14 protein-coding genes are annotated in these 16,519 nt (G+C 66.9%); 4 read left to right on the forward strand and 10 right to left on the reverse strand.

All coding sequences use genetic code 11. The features are described 5' to 3' along the window. Positions 1-203 precede the first annotated feature (203 nt). The 5 genes from ACMATS_RS02345 to ACMATS_RS02365 form a co-directional block, all read right to left on the reverse strand. Positions 204-686 (reverse strand): WhiB family transcriptional regulator, encoded by a 483-nt coding sequence (locus ACMATS_RS02345; RefSeq protein ID WP_414170643.1) that lies wholly within the window; start codon positions 684-686, stop codon positions 204-206. A gap of 926 nt (positions 687-1,612) precedes the next feature. Next, positions 1,613-2,323, reverse strand: coding sequence for a response regulator (locus ACMATS_RS02350; protein ID WP_414166674.1), 711 nt, complete (start codon positions 2,321-2,323; stop codon positions 1,613-1,615). Positions 2,324-2,539: 216 nt separating this feature from the next. Continuing rightward, complete coding sequence (locus tag ACMATS_RS02355; RefSeq protein WP_414166675.1) at positions 2,540-2,713, reverse strand: hypothetical protein; 174 nt, start codon at positions 2,711-2,713, stop codon at positions 2,540-2,542. 328 nt (positions 2,714-3,041) lie between these two features. Further along, positions 3,042-4,319 (reverse strand): sensor histidine kinase, encoded by a 1,278-nt coding sequence (locus ACMATS_RS02360; RefSeq protein WP_414166676.1) that lies wholly within the window; start codon positions 4,317-4,319, stop codon positions 3,042-3,044. A gap of 511 nt (positions 4,320-4,830) precedes the next feature. Next, positions 4,831-6,813 (reverse strand): hypothetical protein, encoded by a 1,983-nt coding sequence (locus ACMATS_RS02365; RefSeq protein ID WP_414166677.1) that lies wholly within the window; start codon positions 6,811-6,813, stop codon positions 4,831-4,833. Positions 6,814-7,493: 680 nt separating this feature from the next. Between ACMATS_RS02365 and ACMATS_RS02370 the strand changes: the two genes are divergently transcribed. Genes ACMATS_RS02370 through ACMATS_RS02380 form a run of 3 tightly spaced genes read left to right on the forward strand, consistent with a single transcriptional unit; the run spans position 7,494 to position 13,642 of the window. Then, positions 7,494-9,980, forward strand: a complete 2,487-nt coding sequence (locus ACMATS_RS02370) for a glycosyltransferase (protein WP_414166678.1) — start codon at positions 7,494-7,496, stop codon at positions 9,978-9,980. A gap of 6 nt (positions 9,981-9,986) precedes the next feature. Beyond that, positions 9,987-12,005: a hypothetical protein gene (locus tag ACMATS_RS02375; RefSeq protein WP_414166679.1), complete on the forward strand. Its 2,019-nt coding sequence runs from the start codon at positions 9,987-9,989 to the stop codon at positions 12,003-12,005. Further along, on the forward strand, positions 12,005-13,642 hold the full coding sequence (locus ACMATS_RS02380) for an SDR family NAD(P)-dependent oxidoreductase (protein ID WP_414166680.1): 1,638 nt from the start codon (positions 12,005-12,007) through the stop codon (positions 13,640-13,642). Before ACMATS_RS02375 ends, ACMATS_RS02380 begins: the two co-directional genes overlap by 1 nt. A 318-nt stretch (positions 13,643-13,960) precedes the next feature. Here ACMATS_RS02380 and ACMATS_RS02385 read toward each other — a convergent pair whose 3' ends face one another. From ACMATS_RS02385 to ACMATS_RS02400, 4 genes are all read right to left on the reverse strand, one after another. Further along, positions 13,961-14,503: a Clp protease N-terminal domain-containing protein gene (locus tag ACMATS_RS02385; RefSeq protein ID WP_391152049.1), complete on the reverse strand. Its 543-nt coding sequence runs from the start codon at positions 14,501-14,503 to the stop codon at positions 13,961-13,963. Positions 14,504-14,507: 4 nt separating this feature from the next. Further along, a complete protein-coding gene (locus tag ACMATS_RS02390) occupies positions 14,508-14,753 on the reverse strand; it encodes a hypothetical protein (RefSeq protein ID WP_390782274.1) in 246 nt (81 codons plus the stop codon). Positions 14,754-14,814: 61 nt separating this feature from the next. Continuing rightward, entirely contained in the window at positions 14,815-15,327 is a 513-nt protein-coding gene (locus ACMATS_RS02395) for a DUF1990 family protein (RefSeq protein WP_414166681.1), read from the reverse strand. Next, on the reverse strand, positions 15,327-15,677 hold the full coding sequence (locus ACMATS_RS02400; RefSeq protein ID WP_414166682.1) for a hypothetical protein: 351 nt from the start codon (positions 15,675-15,677) through the stop codon (positions 15,327-15,329). The genes ACMATS_RS02395 and ACMATS_RS02400 overlap by 1 nt, the downstream gene beginning before the upstream one ends. On the opposite strand from ACMATS_RS02400, the gene ACMATS_RS02405 reads away from it, so the two are divergent. Then, positions 15,666-15,893 carry a hypothetical protein gene (locus ACMATS_RS02405; protein WP_414166683.1) on the forward strand — a complete coding sequence of 76 codons (228 nt, stop codon included), beginning with the start codon at positions 15,666-15,668 and terminating at the stop codon, positions 15,891-15,893. The two genes, ACMATS_RS02400 and ACMATS_RS02405, sit on opposite strands and share 12 nt — an antisense overlap. Positions 15,894-15,901: 8 nt before the next feature. On the opposite strand, the gene ACMATS_RS02410 is transcribed toward ACMATS_RS02405, so the two are convergent. After that, the gene (locus tag ACMATS_RS02410; protein ID WP_414166684.1) at positions 15,902-16,480 is read right to left on the reverse strand and encodes a TetR/AcrR family transcriptional regulator; all 579 of its coding nucleotides are present in this window, start codon (positions 16,478-16,480) and stop codon (positions 15,902-15,904) included. Positions 16,481-16,519 lie beyond the last annotated feature (39 nt).

Raw genomic sequence — 16,519 nt, forward strand, 5'->3', positions numbered from 1 at the left:
TGGCAGCACACCTGCAGGGCCACCGGCCAACAGGCCGCCAGGTGTTCCTTCGCGTCAGGTAACCGCAGTGGCGGAACACAAACGACCAGGGGCAGCGTGATGGACGCCCAGGTGATGAGCAACTCGCTGACCTGCGGCAGCCGTTCGTGGTCCTGGCAGTGCCGACGAGCCCGCATGATCCACGAAAGCGCCTTCTCCACACATCACTTGCGAGGCAGGACGGTGAAGCCTTCGGTGTCGTCGCTACGCTTGACGATCTCCAGCGTGAGCTGGAGCTTCTGCCGCCGGCGCTGCCGGTGCACGCCCGTCTGTCTTCGCGGGACGCCTGGCCTCGAACCGCCGGACCCCAGCTCTGGAGCAGCGTCACGCCTGAGGTACCGGTGACACGGCCGCGGACAGGGCACAGGAGCACGACGACGGGCACGGGTACAGCCGAGAACAAGCACACCGACCGGCATCCCGAGGATCAAGGGGCTTGGGGTACGCAGGGGACGGCCCGTCGCGTCCCAGCCGCGTTGTTGGGGCGTGGTGCCACCCCAAATGCCGAACGGTTCGGGCACAGCCGCGGCATGTTCGCGGCACTCCATGACAGGACAGGCAGCGCAGATCTGCAAGGCACGGGAAGGCGATTCCCAGCTGATGGGAGCGCCACGGCGGCGGTTCGCTCGCGCCGGTGGACGTTCTATCTTGGGAAATACTGGACGATTCCGAAGAGGTACGAGGCAATCGGGTAGAGCGTCGAGATGACGATCATCGCAAACACGGTCACCCCGACACTCTTGCCGGCCAGGCGGCCCAGGCCCATCCGCTCTCCGGGGCCATCCGCGGGCCCTGCCTCACGTGAACGTCTTGCCGTCCTGGCACGCCGACTCCGACCGGGTGGCCCGGACAACTGTCGGGACGGCTGTCGGCCAAGGCCGAAAGCGGCAGCCTGCTGATGAGGGGCTCCCGTCGCGCTCGCAGCCATGATGCTCGCGCGAGTGTCGGTATCTGTCGCCATCGGGCTTTGGTCCCTTCTCAAGCCGTCGCAGCGGACCACCTGGGCGACCGCCGCGATGTAGCTGTATATGGGGGCTTCCGTCCCGGAGCCTCAGGCAGCAAGATCAAGACCTCGGCACACGGCGGGTCCGGTGACGGAGTTCCCATCATGGCCAGGCGCTCCTGCTACGGAGGACGGCAAAAGTCGATCCACCGACGCTGGAAGGTGACCTTTCCAGCGACCAGAACAGCTGAAAGGGAAATCGGCCTATGGCGGTACTCGCCGATAGCCACGGTCGCGCATGCCAGAAAGGCCAAGCTGGCGCACTGGTCGCCCAATTCGTGTCTTGAGTACTGTTGACCGGCGCCGGCCGGGTGCAGCACGCGCCGCGATGTCCGCCGCTCGCCCTACCCGGATGGATGGCCGACTGGGCCTGGGGCGGCAGAAGGGCAAGCTGCGACGGCCCTTCTGCGTGCGCCGATCCAGGAGGGCTCCTGGGTGCAGCGTGCCCGCGTCGTGTACCGTGCAGGCCGCCCTCGGGGCCCGCCGACTGGTCTCTTGGCCTGTGCCGTTGGACGGGGCCAAGCGGGTAGGGGGCGGTCATGGTCAGCGACCGACCGCGGGAAAGCGGGGCTACTGGGGCGGGTCGCCCTCGTCGGCGGCCGGGAGCTCGATGTCGATGGTGGCCGGGTCGCTGGAGGCGAAGCCGAGGTCGTAGGCAAGGATCGCGGCCTGTGTCCGGTTGTTCATGCCAAGGGTGTTGAGGATCCTGGAGACGTAGGTTTTGACGCTGGTCAGCGACAGGTTGAGGGCTTTGGCGATCTCCTGGTTGGCCAGCCCGCCGCCGACGAGTGCGAGGACCTTCAGCTCGGTTTCCCTGAGCAGGGCGAGCTTCCTGTTGAGGTCGCGCACGCGCACCGGGGTTCGGGCTGCGGAGCGGCTGGTGACGCGTCTGAGGACGTCGAACGACAGGACGCTTGCGCCGGAGGCGACGGAACGGATGGAGGAGGTCAGCTCCTGGGGGGTGGCTGTCTTCAGCAGGAAGCCCGAGGCGCCTGCTTCCAGGGCCCCGAGGACGGCGTCGTTGGTGTTGAAGGTGGTCAGGATGATGACCTTGGGCGGATGGACTATCCGCAGGAGCTGTAGCGTCGCATCGATGCCCCCCACATTCGGCATGTCGAGGTCCATGAGTACGACGTCCGGCTCCAGCTCGCGTGTCACGCTGACCGCTTCGGCCCCGTCACCCGCCTCGCCCACGATGGTGAGGTCCTCCGCCATGGCGAGCAGTGTGCGCAGACCAGTACGGATCACGGGTTGATCATCGACGATGAGTACGCGAATCACGCGGTCTCCATTTTTCTTCAGGCGAGCTGTGAGGATGTCTGTGCCGTAGTCCGAGGATGCGAGAGGCTGGTGGAGCCGTCGGGCGGCCTACTGCACGCCTCAGGCACCAGAGGGAGTCGTGTGCGATCGGTGAATGTTGCACGCCTGTCAGCTGCATACGGGGCGCCACGCCGATGAGAGCATATAGTCGGTGCACATTCACTACGCGCGGCGTAATCACCAGCCGATCGCTTCTCCCACCATGACTCCGAGCCAGGCCGCGAGGGCAAAAACGATGGCCGGCACTCCGATGGATGCGGCGATCAACACCGCCCGGAGCTTGACCCGTCGGCCTTTGCCTTCCGCCGGCGAGGAATCCGCACATGTTTGTTCGGGGAATCTTGGCTTCATTCTCACCAAGATGATGCACTGCACGACGGATTCCGCTGGACGAAAGGTGACGTCCGGGGAACGGGAGTAGATGCCGAAAGAAGGGAGCAGGCGGGGGCTCAGGCGCGGAGGCTTGTCGAGCGACGGGCCGGGGCCTGTTGGCGGTCAGTTGCCCCGGCCCGACGCGCGAGGCGGTTGTGTGGCCCTGCTCCGCCGGCGGTCTCCGGCACCGCCACGAGGGACAGGATCCGCCGGCACTGCGTAACAAGCACCTCCGCACCGACACCCCCGACGCGATGCGGCACCGTCGCCGTGCTTGCAGTGACTGCGTTGGCGCTGGTGCCGCCTGTCACGGGGTGACCGGCGGGGTCCCGGGGAGGTGCGGTGTGGGAAGCGCGGCCTTGAGAAGGAACCCGCCTTCGCGGGTGGACAGCGCGGTCAGGTTTCCGTCTGCGGACTCCAAGCGCCTGCGCAGGCTGTCCAGGCCTGTCCCGCCCGATCCGATGTCGAGCAATACCCCCTCGGGACGAGAGTTGTAGACGCTCACGTCGATACGGCGGGCCAAGAACTCGAGCGTGATGCGAATATGCGTGCCGGTGGCGTGTTTGACCGCGTTGGTGAGCCCTTCCTGTACGACGCGGTAAATGAGATGCGATACCTCGGCAGGGACATCACGAGATTCCCCTCGTCGAACATACTCAACGTCCACGCCAGTTTTCTGGAGATTTTCGATGAGTGTCGGCACGAACTCAAGACGAGCCGTCGCGGAAAACTCTTGAGAGGAATCATGGTCGGCACCCCCTCTGAGCGAGGAAAGGATGACATGCATCTCCTGCACGGCTCTCTGGGCAGCTTCAGGAATTGCTGCAACTGCCGACCGCATCGCATCAGAATCACTCGGCGCCAATTGCACGACCCGAGCCTGGATCGCGAGAACAGAAAGCTGGTGGCCCAAGCCGTCGTGGATTTCAAAGGCCAGGCGGGTCCGTTCCTCTGCCACGGCATAATGGACCGACTGGTCGATCGACTCCCTCAGCTTTCGAGCTTTCTGTTCCATATAGAACTGCAGCTCCCTCTTGCGGCGGACGAATACGCCGGCGACCATGGGAAGCGCGATAAGATACACCCCGGTGACAGCGTTGAACAAAAACCCCACCACGTTAGGGTTCCAGTGGAGTCCGACGACCGGGTAGATCAGGACGGCGAGACCCGCGTACGTCTCCGGACGATTGGTGTAGAGGCCTATCCCGAGAGCCGCCAGAGGAATGATCACGCGATCACCGTCGGCAGCGGTGGCGAGGAAACCGAGAATCAACGTGACAACCGGCAGCCTACGCCACAAAAATACCGCCAAGATACGCAGTGCAACGAACAGCGACGTCCCGAAAGGTCCGTAGAAAGAGCCAGTTCTTCCATAATAATGAACGCTGAGGATTGAGACGGCCACCGCGATGGCGCACAGCATGGCATCGATCGCCCACGGGCCGAGGTCGTGGAAACGGTCGAGAAAGCTCAGCCGCACCACCACCTTCGCGTCCTCGAAGCTCCCCTGCCGGACGCCGGCCGGTCTGATCGCAGCAATGACCTGTCTGCACCGGGCAACCGCTCGTTCAGTCTTGGAACCCATGCTGTCCTTCAGGGAACGGGCTACTCGGGAAATGTGCCGACTGGCCGCGTGGGGTGCCAGTCGATGATCTGCCAGTGCAACCTGATGCCGTGCCGGAACGTCTCGATGCTGCGACTCATGCGCGCACCGGACTGCACCCGGTGACAAGTCCGGTGTGCACCGGACATGGCCGCGCCGACACACGTGCCACCGAGGGCTCCTTCGCCCTTGAGATTCATCCGCATATTAGGGGAGCCGGTATTTACCACGACTGAGTCACCTCGTCGAGCGTCACAGCAGTGAAGGCGACGATGAGGATTCACCTGCCATCCCGTACGTCCTCTGTGGCTGATCACTGTAGCCTCCGCCTTGGCAGAAGTCAGGCAGCCGGCCGGCTTCCTTCGCTCCCCGCCTGTGCGTATTGACGCAGGCAGCTGATAGTGGCGTGCGAGCAGGGTTGGGTGTGTACCGCACGACAGTGCACACCCAACCCGTGTTGCGGCTGTATGAGTTCGAACCAGCCGACGGATACCTACTTCACGGTGAAGGTGGTGGTGCTGGTGGCGCCTGTCTTGCCCGTGGCGTCGATGCTGGTGGCGGTGACGGTGTGCTTGCCGGCATCCATCTTCACCAGGGCGTTCTTGCCGGACCACCACTTGCCCGCGGTGTTCACGCCATAGGTGGCAAGGGTCTTGCCGGTGTCCTTGTCGGTGAGCTTGACCTTCCGCACGCCCTTGGCGTAGTCCGCGGTGCCCTCGAACTTGACCGGAGAATTCACCGTGGTGTTCGCGCCCGGCGACGTGACCACCGGAGCCGCAGCCGTGTCCTTCACGGTGAAGGAGGTGGTGCTGGTGGCGCCTGTCTTGCCCGTGGCGTCGATGCTGGTGGCGGTGACGGTGTGCTTGCCGGCATCCATCTTCACCAGGGCGTTCTTGCCGGACCACCACTTGCCCGCGGTGTTCACGCCATAGGTGGCAAGGGTCTTGCCGGTGTCCTTGTCGGTGAGCTTGACCTTCCGCACGCCCTTGGCGTAGTCCGCGGTGCCCTCGAACTTGACCGGAGAATTCACCGTGGTGTTCGCGCCCGGCGACGTGACCACCGGAGCCGCAGCCGTGTCCTTCTTGGCATCCACCGTGAAATTGCGCGTCGCTACATTGGATGTCAGGCCGCGATTGGACTGCGTGGCCTTGAGAGCCTGGGCTCCCTCAGCCACGTTCTTGAAATCATGGCGCCAGGCGCCATTACCGTCGGCGACCACGGTGACAGACGTACCGCCCAATTGGAGCTTCACCTTGGCCTGCGGCTCGGCGGTCCCGGTCGCCGTGAAGGACGTGCCCACAGTGGCCCCGCCGGCTGGGCTGGTGATGGCAGGGTCCGCAATGTTGTTGACGGCGAACACCGCTCCGTACTGGAACTTTGCCATCACGGAAGTGCCGACGTTCTGCTTGACGGGGGCGTTGTCAAGGCTGCCCATGTAGTCAGTACCCCATGCGTACAGCTTGCCGTTCTTGACGGCATAGGCGGTGAAAGCGTTACCCGTTGCGAACGTCACCCCGCCCCCCGACTTCAGCTCCTCCGGTATCTTCGAGACAATATTACCCTCGTCATTTCCCCACCCGTAAAGGTTCCCGTTCTTCACCGCGAAGACCGAATGGTAAGCAGGGAAGATCTTTTCCACGCCCCCTGCCTTGATTTCGTCTGGAACCTTGGTCTTGCTCCCTCCCGCTTCCCAGCCCCACGAGTAGACCTTCCCTCCCTTCAGGGCGTACTGAGTATCGTAAGCGGCGGCAATATCATCCACTCCGCCCGCCTTGATCTCTTCGGGCATGTCCCGCATGCCCCACCATTGCGAGCCAAACGGAATTACCTTCCCGTCGTCGAGGAGAGCCAAGCCGTTATACATGTCGGCGGAAATCGACTTGACGTTATTGGCGTCCTTGAGCTCGTCGGGGACATCGATGCTGCCCCAGTCATTTTGGCCCCATGCGTACATCTTGCCGTCCTTGACGGCGTACGTTCCGGTGACACCACTCGCGATCTGGTCGACACCTCCCCTCTTGATCTCCTCCGGCATCTTGCTGATCTGGCCGTAGGCGTCAGAACCCCACGCGTACACGTTTCCTTCCTTCAAGGCGAAAAGGGCCAGACTCCCACCGGCGAACTGAGTGACTCCGCCGGCCTTCACTTCCTCGGGAACCTTGTCGAGCCCGTAACCCCGCTCGCCCACGACCTCAGTGCTGCTCCCTTGCGCAGCAGAACCAAGTCCGGGCTTCTCCGCCACCGCGGTCAGCCCCGCCTTCGGCTCGGACACGGCCATGGCCGGACTCGCTCCGCCGGCGGCGATAGCGGCGGCCACCACCGCGGCGGCGCTCGCCTGCAGCCACGGCCTCTTGCGGCTACTGGGCTTAGGAGATGATGCTTCGTCTCTACTCAGTGCAGCGTCACCCTTGAAGGCCATGAGATTCCACTCCTTAATTTTCTTCGAATTTCCACCGTTCAGCGAAACGGTATCCATGCGGCCACGCGAGGCGTTTGATCGCGCCGCCCGACTGCACCCTTTACGGAACCTCACTGTCAGGCTCATTGGAACACCTGGTGTCGCGCGTCAGATCTTCTGGCGCAATGGCCTACGGCTTAGGCCGGCACGTTCCCGTTCCGGAAACGACAAGGCAACTTTCCCATCAAGGGCACAAGACAGTTCTAGCCAAAAGATGACTCTCGGCCGCCTACGATGGCCGCCTTCGGCTGCACTCCAGTCGCAGTTGTGGATCTTGGCGGCCGGTGCTGGTCGGGCGCCCGTAGCGAGTTGCAGCCGTCAAAGACGGCTGCCCGCCACCGCCGTCAGCACACTCCTGGTGTCACGGACCGGGCAAGCGGACCGGCCACCACATCGAACAGTGCCTTGAGCGGGGTGAGGCACCCCGGCCTCGGAGCCTTGCTCACGAGCCGGGGCGGTGTGCGTCTCCTGAAGGCGGATGTGCGATGCGCACAGGAGGAAGTCATCTTTCGCTGTCGATGGTTTACCTGTGTCCATTTACGGCGGTAGGGCTTCCTTGCAGCATATTGATGAGGCTGCTGCCGGTGGCAGTTCAGCAAGTTCACATTACGGGCGACCCGACCTGCCGTCTGCATACGCCCCCCGACACCCGAAAGGGAAAGGTGGGTGCGTCACCCCTTCACCCACCCCTGATCGATATGATTTTCACGAATTCCCCCCGCAAGAATTCCAGCCCTGATGTTTCCGTTGTCGTGGCCGTCTACAATGCCATGCCTTATTTGATCGAATGTCTCAATTCGATTGTCTGCCAGACGGTCGACCGGCGGCGTATCGAGGTGATCGCTGTCGATGACGGTTCCACGGACGGCAGCGCGGAGGAGCTCGACCGTTTTGCGGCCGAGTATCCGCGGATCCGGGTCGTGCATCAGGAGAATTCCGGTGGTCCGTCTCGCCCCCGTAACCGTGCGCTCGATCTGGCGCGCGGCCGGTATGTGTTCGTTGTGGACGCGGACGATTACCTGGGCCGGGAGGCGCTTGAGCGGATGCTGGCGATGGCCGGCGAGCAGGGCAGCGATGTCGTGCTGGGGAAGGTTGTCGGCGTCGGTCGGGGGTCCTCGGTGAGGGCGTACCGGCATGCCGACAGGGCTGATCTGTTTTCGTCCGAGGTGTATCGTTCGCTGAATTCCATGAAGCTGATCCGGCGGTCGCTTCTGGAGCGTGGCCGGATCCGTTTTCCTGAGGATTTGTGGCTGGGTGAGGACCAGATTTTCATGACCGAGGTGTATCTGGCCGCCCGGACTATTTCTGTGGTCGGGAACTATGATTGCTATTTTCTGCGGCGGCGGGAGGTCGGGGAGAACATCTCGGCGCGCAGGCGCACGGTGCATGAGCGTGTGGTGCACATCGAGCGGGTCATGGCGCTGGTCGATGCCCGTGTGGATGATCCGTTGGGGCGGCGGCGGTTGCTGGCACGGCATTTCCGCGCGCTGGTCGACAAGGCTGTGCTTCCCGTGCTGTGTGATCGGGACAGTGATGCGGCGGAGCGGGCGGAGGTGGTGCGCCGGGGGCGTGTGCTGTGTCGCCGGTACTGGGAGGCGGGCATGGTGGGGGAGGTCTCCGCGATCGCTTGGCTGCGTCTTTATTGCCTGATGGAGGGCAGAGATGCCGAGCTTGAGCACCTGGCCGGCTACCGGCCCGAACGAGACGGTGTGGGCAAGGAGTTGGTCGAGGGCGGGCGCATCTACCGTCCGTACCCGTTCTTCCGTGACGCTGCTGCCGGTGTTCCTGATCATGTTTTCGATGTCACGGATCGGCTGCGGGTACGGCAGGCGGTCACCGGGCTGGGGTGGGACAAGGGCCGGCTGGTGGTGTCGGGGTATGCGTATGTCGACCGGGTCGATGCCCGGCAGGTGAGCACCCGCCTGGTTCTGCGCCGGCGCGGTGGTACGCAGCAGTGGACGGTGCCGGCGGAATCGGTGCCGATGCCTGAGCCGACCGGTGAGCACGGGGCAGGGCGCTATGACTACAGCGGTGTGGGCTTCCGGGCTGTGGTCGGTCTTGACCGTGTGGCGGCCGGCGGTGGGCTGGGGCGCGGTGTGTGGGATGTGTATGTCCAGGTGGAGGCCCAGGGGGTGGTCAAGGAGGCGCGGCTTGCTCTGCCGGAGAGCGGGGGGTGGCAGTTGCCCGGCGGCCGTGATCTGTCGGTGCCTGCGGTGTCGGCGGTTGCGTACCGGACCAAGGGCGGCAAGCTGGCTGTGGATGTCGGCGGTGTCTATCACCGGCTGACGCCCCGGGCAGTCCTGGCTTCGATGGGGTGGAGTGGTGATCTGCTGCATCTGCGCGGCAGTTGCCGGGTGGAGAACGTGCCTGGTGCCGCGGTGGGTGTGGAGGCGTTTTTGCGACACCGTGCGACCGATGCGGAGGCCCTCCTGCCGACCACCTTTGAGGCTGGGCCGGCGGATACGGCGGATACGGCGGGCTCGGCGCCGGCTGGTACGGCGGCGGATGTCGGCTTCCAGGCTGTGGTGGACCCGCTGGCAGCAGATGCCGCCGGGCCGCTGTCGTCCGGTGTGTGGGACGTGTGGGTGCGGCTGTGCGCGCCTGGTGTCCTGCGTGAGGTGCGTCTGAAGACGGCTGATGAACTGCCCGTCGGTGATCTGTGGCGTCTGCGGGTGCTGCCGGGTGCGCAGTGCGGCGGTGTGCAGCTGGTGACGCCGTATCTGACCATGGGCCGTCATGCCGCGTTGGATGTGGGCGGGTGCTATTTCACTGCGCAGACGCAGGTATTGGTCAGTCGGGTACGGCGTCATCCAGGCAACCGCCAGGAGGTGATCGTCCAGGGCCGTGTGGGTGTCCAGGGCCTTGCCGAGGGCGGGCTGCGGGTGGAGGTGGTGGACCGCCGGGGCAACCGCTCGCAGGCGGTGGCCCGGCTGGTGCCGACCGACGCCGAGGACCCGCTGCCCAAGGTCGTGGGGCGTGAGCACCATACCGGGCGGTGGCAACTGTTCACCGCGGTGGTGCCCATGGCTGTGCGTCCACGCTTCGCCCACGGTGTGGCGGAGGTGCGTGTGCATCTCACCGTCTCCGGCCGGACTTTGACCGTCCGTCATTCATGCCCGTCTGTCATGCCTGCGGCCCCGCTGTGGCGCGGGGGCGCGCCGTCCCGGAACATCGGAAAGGGGTAAGGACCCGTGTACAGCAAGAGTTTTCCAGCGTGGCTGGGACAGGGCCTGACGGCCGTTCTGGTCACCAGTTATGTGCTGATGCTGGTTGCTGCTCTGCAGGGCTCGGTTGTCCTGTTCGGTGTGGCTGCCGCTGCCACTTACGTCGCCGATGGGGCCCTGCATGGCTGCGGGGCGCGCCAGTTGGCCAGGATGCGCAGTTGCCGGTTCGGTCTGGTGATGCGTTTCGTGCTGCGCCAGGTCCTGCTGCTTGCCCTGGTTGCCATGGCCACGGGGCCCGGAGACGTTCTCGTCCCGGTCACGGTGGCAGGTCTGATGGCGCTGCAGCCTCTGCAAGATGCCTATTACGCGGTTGCTTTGCGGATCAAGCGCAAGCGGCGCCTGCATCCGGTGGATGTGCAGGGTCTCGAGGTGCCGGGATCGGCGGTTGCTGCGCTGCCTCCGCGGCTGTTCTACCGCCACTCCACCCGCAAGATCCTGCACCTGGATCTGCTCCTGACCACGGGAATACTGACGAGCCTGGCAACTGGTGTCCTTGGCTTTGCGGTGGCCGGCACCGCCCTGGCCGTTGCCGCCACTGCTGTGACCCTGGCCGTCTTCGTCTGGCGTGCCCGTGCCTGTTTGCGTACCCCTGACGCCGAGACGGTCCTTGCGGGTGTCAATCAGGCGCTGGATGCCTACCGGCCCGAGGTGGCGCTGTATTTCAGCTTCGCCGCGCTGCCGAAGAACTTCATGTACCAGGTCAACATGTGGCTGAAGACGTTGGAGAGTCTTGAGCACAGGCCGGTGCTGATCCTGCGTGAGCGGGCCATGCTCGCGCGTCTGGCTCCCACCACGGTGCCGGTGGTGTGTGTGCCCAAGGCCGAGCATCTTGCCCGTCTGGACATGGGTGATCTGCGGGTGGTCCTCTACCCCGGCAATGCCGGCAAGAACGTCCACATGCTCCAGCGTGCCCACCTCAAACACGTCTTCATCGGTCACGGTGACAGTGACAAGCAGGCCAGCAGCAATCGCGTGAGCAAGGTCTACGACGAGATCTGGGTCGCCGGCCCCGCCGGTCGCGAGCGCTACCGCCGTACCGGGCATGCCATCAGCCCTGGATCCATCGTCGAGGTGGGGCGCCCGCAGCTGGGCGCCATCACCCCGTACACCGGCAAGCGCCCGTGCGGCATGCCGACGGTCTTGTATGCGCCTACCTGGGAGGGCTGGACCGATGATGCCTGTTACACCTCGCTGACCGGCATGGGCGAAACCCTGGTGGCGGCCCTGCTGGCCCAGCGTGAGCCGGTGCGGGTGATCTACCGGCCGCATCCGCTGACCGGCACCCGCTCACCGGCCGCCGCGGCCGCGCACCGCGCCGTGCTGGCCCTGCTGGAGGAAGACAACCTCCGGCGCCATGGTGGCCCCGCACCGCTGCGGCCCCGCTCGTGCGAGCTGGCCCGGCTGCACGGGCGGTTCACCGAGCTCACCCGCCACGACTTCTACGACGCTGCCCGTCTGCAGGATCTGCGAGGCCGCACGGCGGCTGCCCGCAGTCTCGCCGAGAGGTGGGAGGCTCTGTACTGGGAAACCGGCAGTGCAGATCTTCATCGCGCCGTCACCTCGAGCCGGCCGGGCCTGTATTCCTGTTTCAACCAGGCCGATGTGCTCATCAGCGACATCTCCAGCGTCGTGACGGACTTCCTGCACTCGGCCAAGCCGTACGCCATCACCAACCCCCAAGGCACCCCCGCCGGCACCTTCCGGGCCCGTAACCCGGCGGCGGACGCGGCCTACCTCATCAGCCCGGACAGCTCGGGGCTGGTCAAGGCGCTCGCCGCGGCCCGCTGCCCCGGCCTGGACACGCTGTTCACCGACCGTCTCGCGCTGAAGAGCCACCTGCTGGGTCCCAGCACCCCTTCGAGCACCGAGCGCTTCACGGCGGAAGTCAACCGCCTGTGCACCCCCAGCACCCCGGCGCCACCCGATACCGATCCCTCCCTCCAGGAACCCTCTGCCTCCCCCGCCCAGGAAATGGCCCACCCGTGATGAGCAGCTCCCCCCAGACCACCGCCCGCACCGTCGCCGTTGTCCTGGCCGGCGGAACCGGCAGCCGCGTCGGGCTGCCTCTGCCCAAGCAACTGGTGAAGATCGCGGGCAAACCCGTCATCGAACACACCCTCGCCGTCTTCGAGGACTCCCCCGACATCGACGACATCGTCGTCTACATGCACCCCGACTACCTGGGCGAGGTCCAGGCCATCGTCTCCCGGGCAGGTTTCACCAAGGTCCGCGGAATCCACGCCGGCGGAGGCACCCGCAGTGACACCACCCGGCGTGCCATCACGGCCCTGACCGCCAGTGCGCGGCCGGGCGAGGACCCCAACGTCCTCTTCCACGATGCCGTACGCCCCCTGGTCTCCCGGCGCATCATCTGCGACTGCGTCCGCGCCCTGTCCCGCCACCGAGCCGTGGATGTGGCCATCCCCTCCGCCGACACCGTCATCACCACCCACACCCGCGCGGAGGAAGGCGAGTTCATCGCCTCCGTCCCCCAGCGCGCCGCCCTGCGCCGGGGACAGACCCCGCAAGGCTTCAAGCTCTCCACCATCCGCCAGGCCTACGAAAAGGCCGCCCGCGACCCGCAGTTCGAGGCAACGGACGACTGCTCCGTCGTCCTGCGCTACCTCCCCCACACCCCGGTCCACGTCGTGCGCGGCGAAGAGCACAACATGAAGATCACCCACCCCGTGGACATCTTCATCGCCGAGAAGCTCTTCCAGCTCGCCACCCACCGCATCCCCGGACACGACGGCGACGATGCCTGCCACAGCAGGCTCAGGGACAAGGTCGTCGTCATCTTCGGAGCCAGCTACGGCATCGGCGCCGACGTCGCCGCCCTCGCCGAACAGCACGGGGCCCGGGTTTTCAAATACAGCCGCACCACCACCGGCACCTACGTGGAAAACCCGCGTGACGTCCAGGCCGCCCTCGCCGACGCCCACACCAGCGCCGGACGCATCGACTACGTCGTCAACACCGCCGGCCTGCTGCGCATCGGCAAGCTCACCGACACCTCACCCGACGACATCGCCCACGCCACCGCCGTCAACTACCTCGCCCCCATCCACATCGCCCGCGCCGCCCACCCCTACCTCAGACAGACCCGCGGCCAGCTGCTCTTCTACACCTCCAGCAGCTACACCCGCGGCCGCGCCCACTACGGCCTGTACTCCTCCACCAAGGCCGCCACCGTCAACCTCACCCAGTCCCTCGCCGACGAATGGGCCGACGACCACATCCGCGTCAACTGCATCAACCCCGAACGCACCCGCACCCCCATGCGCCTCAACGCCTTCGGAGACGAACCCGAAGACTCCCTGCTCACCTCCCACACCGTCGCCACCACCTCCATCGACGCCCTCCTCTCCCCCCTCACCGGCCAGGTGATCGACGTCCGCCGCCAGGACCCACTGCACACCACACACCCCCGCACACCGGCCCCGGCCTCGGCCTCGGCCTCGGCCTCGGCCACAGCAGACTCCACCGCCTCCCTCAGGCGCGCGGCCCGGACGGACCCGCTCCCCCGGAGGAAACGCCTTGCCCGTCATGAAGCCACCGGCGAAAGTGCAGGACGCGGGGCGGGGGTGCTGATGTTCCCGACGCCCCCGCCGGATGCGGCGTGACCGCCTGCCACGGGTGGTGATGCGGTCGCGACGGGCGGCGGTGATGTCGTGGGCGCAGCCGGGCCGGGCGGCAGCAGCCCGCCGCGGGCACGACGACGCATCGCACGCGCACTCGTCCCCAGGACCACCACGAGCAACGAGACGTTGTTGCCGTACTAGGGCGTGTCCGATGGGTCAGTGCGGGCCCCGCGGCGTCCGGTGCGGTACATCGCAAGGCGGAGCATTACCCGCGTACCGGGCGTACTCGGGTGATGCGACAACGCAGCGAGGTGCCGTGCCGGGGCGCCGCGGGGCCCGTGCTGACCCATCGGACACGCCCTAAGAGGCCTGCGGCGTCACGCGGTTGAGGACCGACGCACGCAGGGCCGCCGGGTCCACGTCGAGTGCGGTCAGGACCGCGAGGGCGAGGCCTTCGCCCTCCGCGACGAGGCCGAGCAGGATGTGCTCGGTGTCGATGCGCTGCTGCCCGAGGGCGGCCGCCTCGCGCAGGGTCAGTTCCAGTGCCGTCTTGGCGTGCGGGGTGTAGGCGGGCCGCGGGAAGGTGAAGGCCCCGGGGCCGAAGGTGTCGTCGGCGCGTCGCTGGATCTCGGCGACGTCGATGCCGATCGAGGCGAGGGCGTCCTTCGCCGCCTGGCCGCCGGTCGCGGACGCCCCGGACTCCTCCAGGAGCCGCACGACCTCCTGGCGCGTCTGCGCCAGGTCCACGCCGTGTTCGCGGAGCACTTCGCCTGCCGTGCCCGCGGTCTGGGCCAGGCCGAGCAGGATGTGCTCGGTGCCGATGAAGTCGTGCCCCAGGGAGAGAGCCGCATCCTGGGAGGCCACCACGGCCCGCTTGGCGAGCTCGGTGAATTGATCGAACACGTTGTTACTCCTCCTTGCCCATGGCCTTGCGCCGGCCTGCGTGCTTCTCGTGGACCGACTGCCTGCTGACCTGCAGTGCCGTCGCGACGGCCTGCCATGTCCAGCCCTGTTCCCGGGCGTTGTCCACGTGCAGGCGTTCCAGTTCCTCCAGCAGGCGCCGCAGCGAGACGACGGCCTGCAGCCCGATGGCGGGGTCCTTGTCGGTGACCTGGCCTGCCAGCTCGGCGGCCGGTGAGTCCTCGGCGCTCATGCTGTCAGGATTGCCTGACAATGAGGGCGCGTCAAGACACCCTGACAGAAGAAGTTACGGATCAGGCGGAGCCGCCGGCCCTGTCGCGCAGCGCGCGCCCGCACTTGCGTGCGTACGCCCGCTGGAAGGCCGGGACCAGCGGTCCGGCGGCCCGGGTGTACCAGCGCGCCGGGCGGCTGAATGCGGTCACCGTCAGCCGTACGTCCTCGGCCCCGTCGAGGGTCACGACGAACGACTCCTCGCCGCATTCGGGGTGGCCCTTCAGCGTTCCGTAGGCGAAGCCGGCCCGCCGTTCGTCCCGTACGGTCCACACCACCTCACAGGGCGCGGCGATCCGCAGCGGGCCGCGGGCCAGGACGGGGGTCACGGCGACGCCGGGGGCGGCGGGCGGCGTGCCGGGGGCGATGCGCACGCCGGCGGCGCGGTGCATGGTCCAGTCGAGCACCGCGTCGGCGGCGGCCTCGAACACCGCCCGGCCGCGGCCGAGATGGGTGGTTTCGCGGAGGTGGCGGTACCCGTCGGGCAGCCGGTGCCGCCGGGTGGCGCCCACCTCGGGGTAGCTGAAGGTCGTCATCAGCTCCCAGTATGCCGACCGGGCCCGGCGGGGTCGTCCGGGGCCGCCGCGAGCCGTGTGACGTCGACCGAGCCCGCGCCGGACGACGGTTGGGGCAGCAGGGCCCACAGGGCGAGCAGGGCTGCGCAGGCCGCGGCGAGAGCCACCAGGCCCCGGCGGCCGGCGGCCCAGCGGGCCCGGAAGCGGACGGGGTCCTCTACCAGCATCTTGGACGCGACGGCGGCGGCGAGGGAGGCGGTGACGATGACGCCGGTGCGGGACCAGCCCCCGAGGCCGAGGCGGTCCTCGTGGTGCCGACCGGGTTCGGCGCGGTCAGGGCCACCACGGAGCCGGGAGCCGTGGACGTCCACGTGCCGGTGACCGTGGCCTCGGGCGAACTCGACGTGACGGCCATCTCCCAGATCGTCTGCACCGCCGACCACGCCGACGTCCCGGGCGGCCGGCCGGCCACGGAGGTCGACATCCACATCCACGAGAACATCGCCGCGCCCGGCGCCTGGACCCTGCGCTGCAGCCCGAACGGCACCGCGCTGCCGGTCACCGCGCCACGGAACGACGACGCTTGAGCAGCTGATCACTCGGGCCGTACGGCGCGGTCGTAGAGTTCGACCAGTTCGTTCGCGCATGTGTCGGGGTCGAGGCCGGCGGACAGCAGCGGGGCCGTGCTGTCGATGGAGGCACGCAGCGACGCCGCCATGACCTGCGGGTCGAAGGCGCGGAAGACCCCCTCGCGCTGCCCGTCGGCGAACAGGCGGGACAGTCGTCTCAGCCCTTCGACGTGGTGTCGCTCGTACGCCCCCAGGCCGCCGTTGAGCAGGATCTGCTGGAGCGCGCGTACCTGCTGTGCATGGGCGGCGAGGAAGGCGACGTTCGCGCGGATGACGGTGGCGAGCAGTTCGCGGGCGCCGGTCGCGGCGTCGAGGGCGGGCCGCATGAAGGTCTCGCCGTCGGCGACGACCAGATCGGCGACGGCCGCGAACAGCTCGTCCTTGCCGGAGAAGTGATACGTGATCAGCCGTTTGCTGCTGAGCCCGGCCTCCTTGCAGATGGCCTCGAAGGTGGTGGCCTGATAGCCGCGCTCGGCCAGCAGGACGGTCGCGGCGCGGGTGATCTGCTCCTTGCGGGCCGCGGTCGCGGCCTGGCGGGTCGTCATGGCCTTCACGCCTGCCCGCCGGTCCCGGCGTAGGCCCGG

This window comes from Streptoverticillium reticulum, assembly GCF_047456005.1.
In the GTDB taxonomy this organism is placed as follows: Bacteria; Actinomycetota; Actinomycetes; order Streptomycetales; family Streptomycetaceae; genus Streptomyces; species Streptomyces reticulum.

Bases quoted from the DNA above. Each gene is read 5' to 3' on its own strand.
- ACMATS_RS02355 (WP_414166675.1), bottom strand. From the start codon at position 2,713: ATGAAGCCAAGATTCCCCGAACAAACATGTGCGGATTCCTCGCCGGCG.
- ACMATS_RS02360 (WP_414166676.1), bottom strand. From the start codon at position 4,319: ATGGGTTCCAAGACTGAACGAGCGGTTGCCCGGTGCAGACAGGTCATT.
- ACMATS_RS02365 (WP_414166677.1), bottom strand. From the start codon at position 6,813: ATGGATACCGTTTCGCTGAACGGTGGAAATTCGAAGAAAATTAAGGAG.
- ACMATS_RS02370 (WP_414166678.1), top strand. From the start codon at position 7,494: ATGATTTTCACGAATTCCCCCCGCAAGAATTCCAGCCCTGATGTTTCC.
- ACMATS_RS02380 (WP_414166680.1), top strand. From the start codon at position 12,005: ATGAGCAGCTCCCCCCAGACCACCGCCCGCACCGTCGCCGTTGTCCTG.
- ACMATS_RS02390 (WP_390782274.1), bottom strand. From the start codon at position 14,753: ATGAGCGCCGAGGACTCACCGGCCGCCGAGCTGGCAGGCCAGGTCACC.
- ACMATS_RS02395 (WP_414166681.1), bottom strand. From the start codon at position 15,327: ATGACGACCTTCAGCTACCCCGAGGTGGGCGCCACCCGGCGGCACCGG.
- ACMATS_RS02410 (WP_414166684.1), bottom strand. From the start codon at position 16,480: ATGACGACCCGCCAGGCCGCGACCGCGGCCCGCAAGGAGCAGATCACC.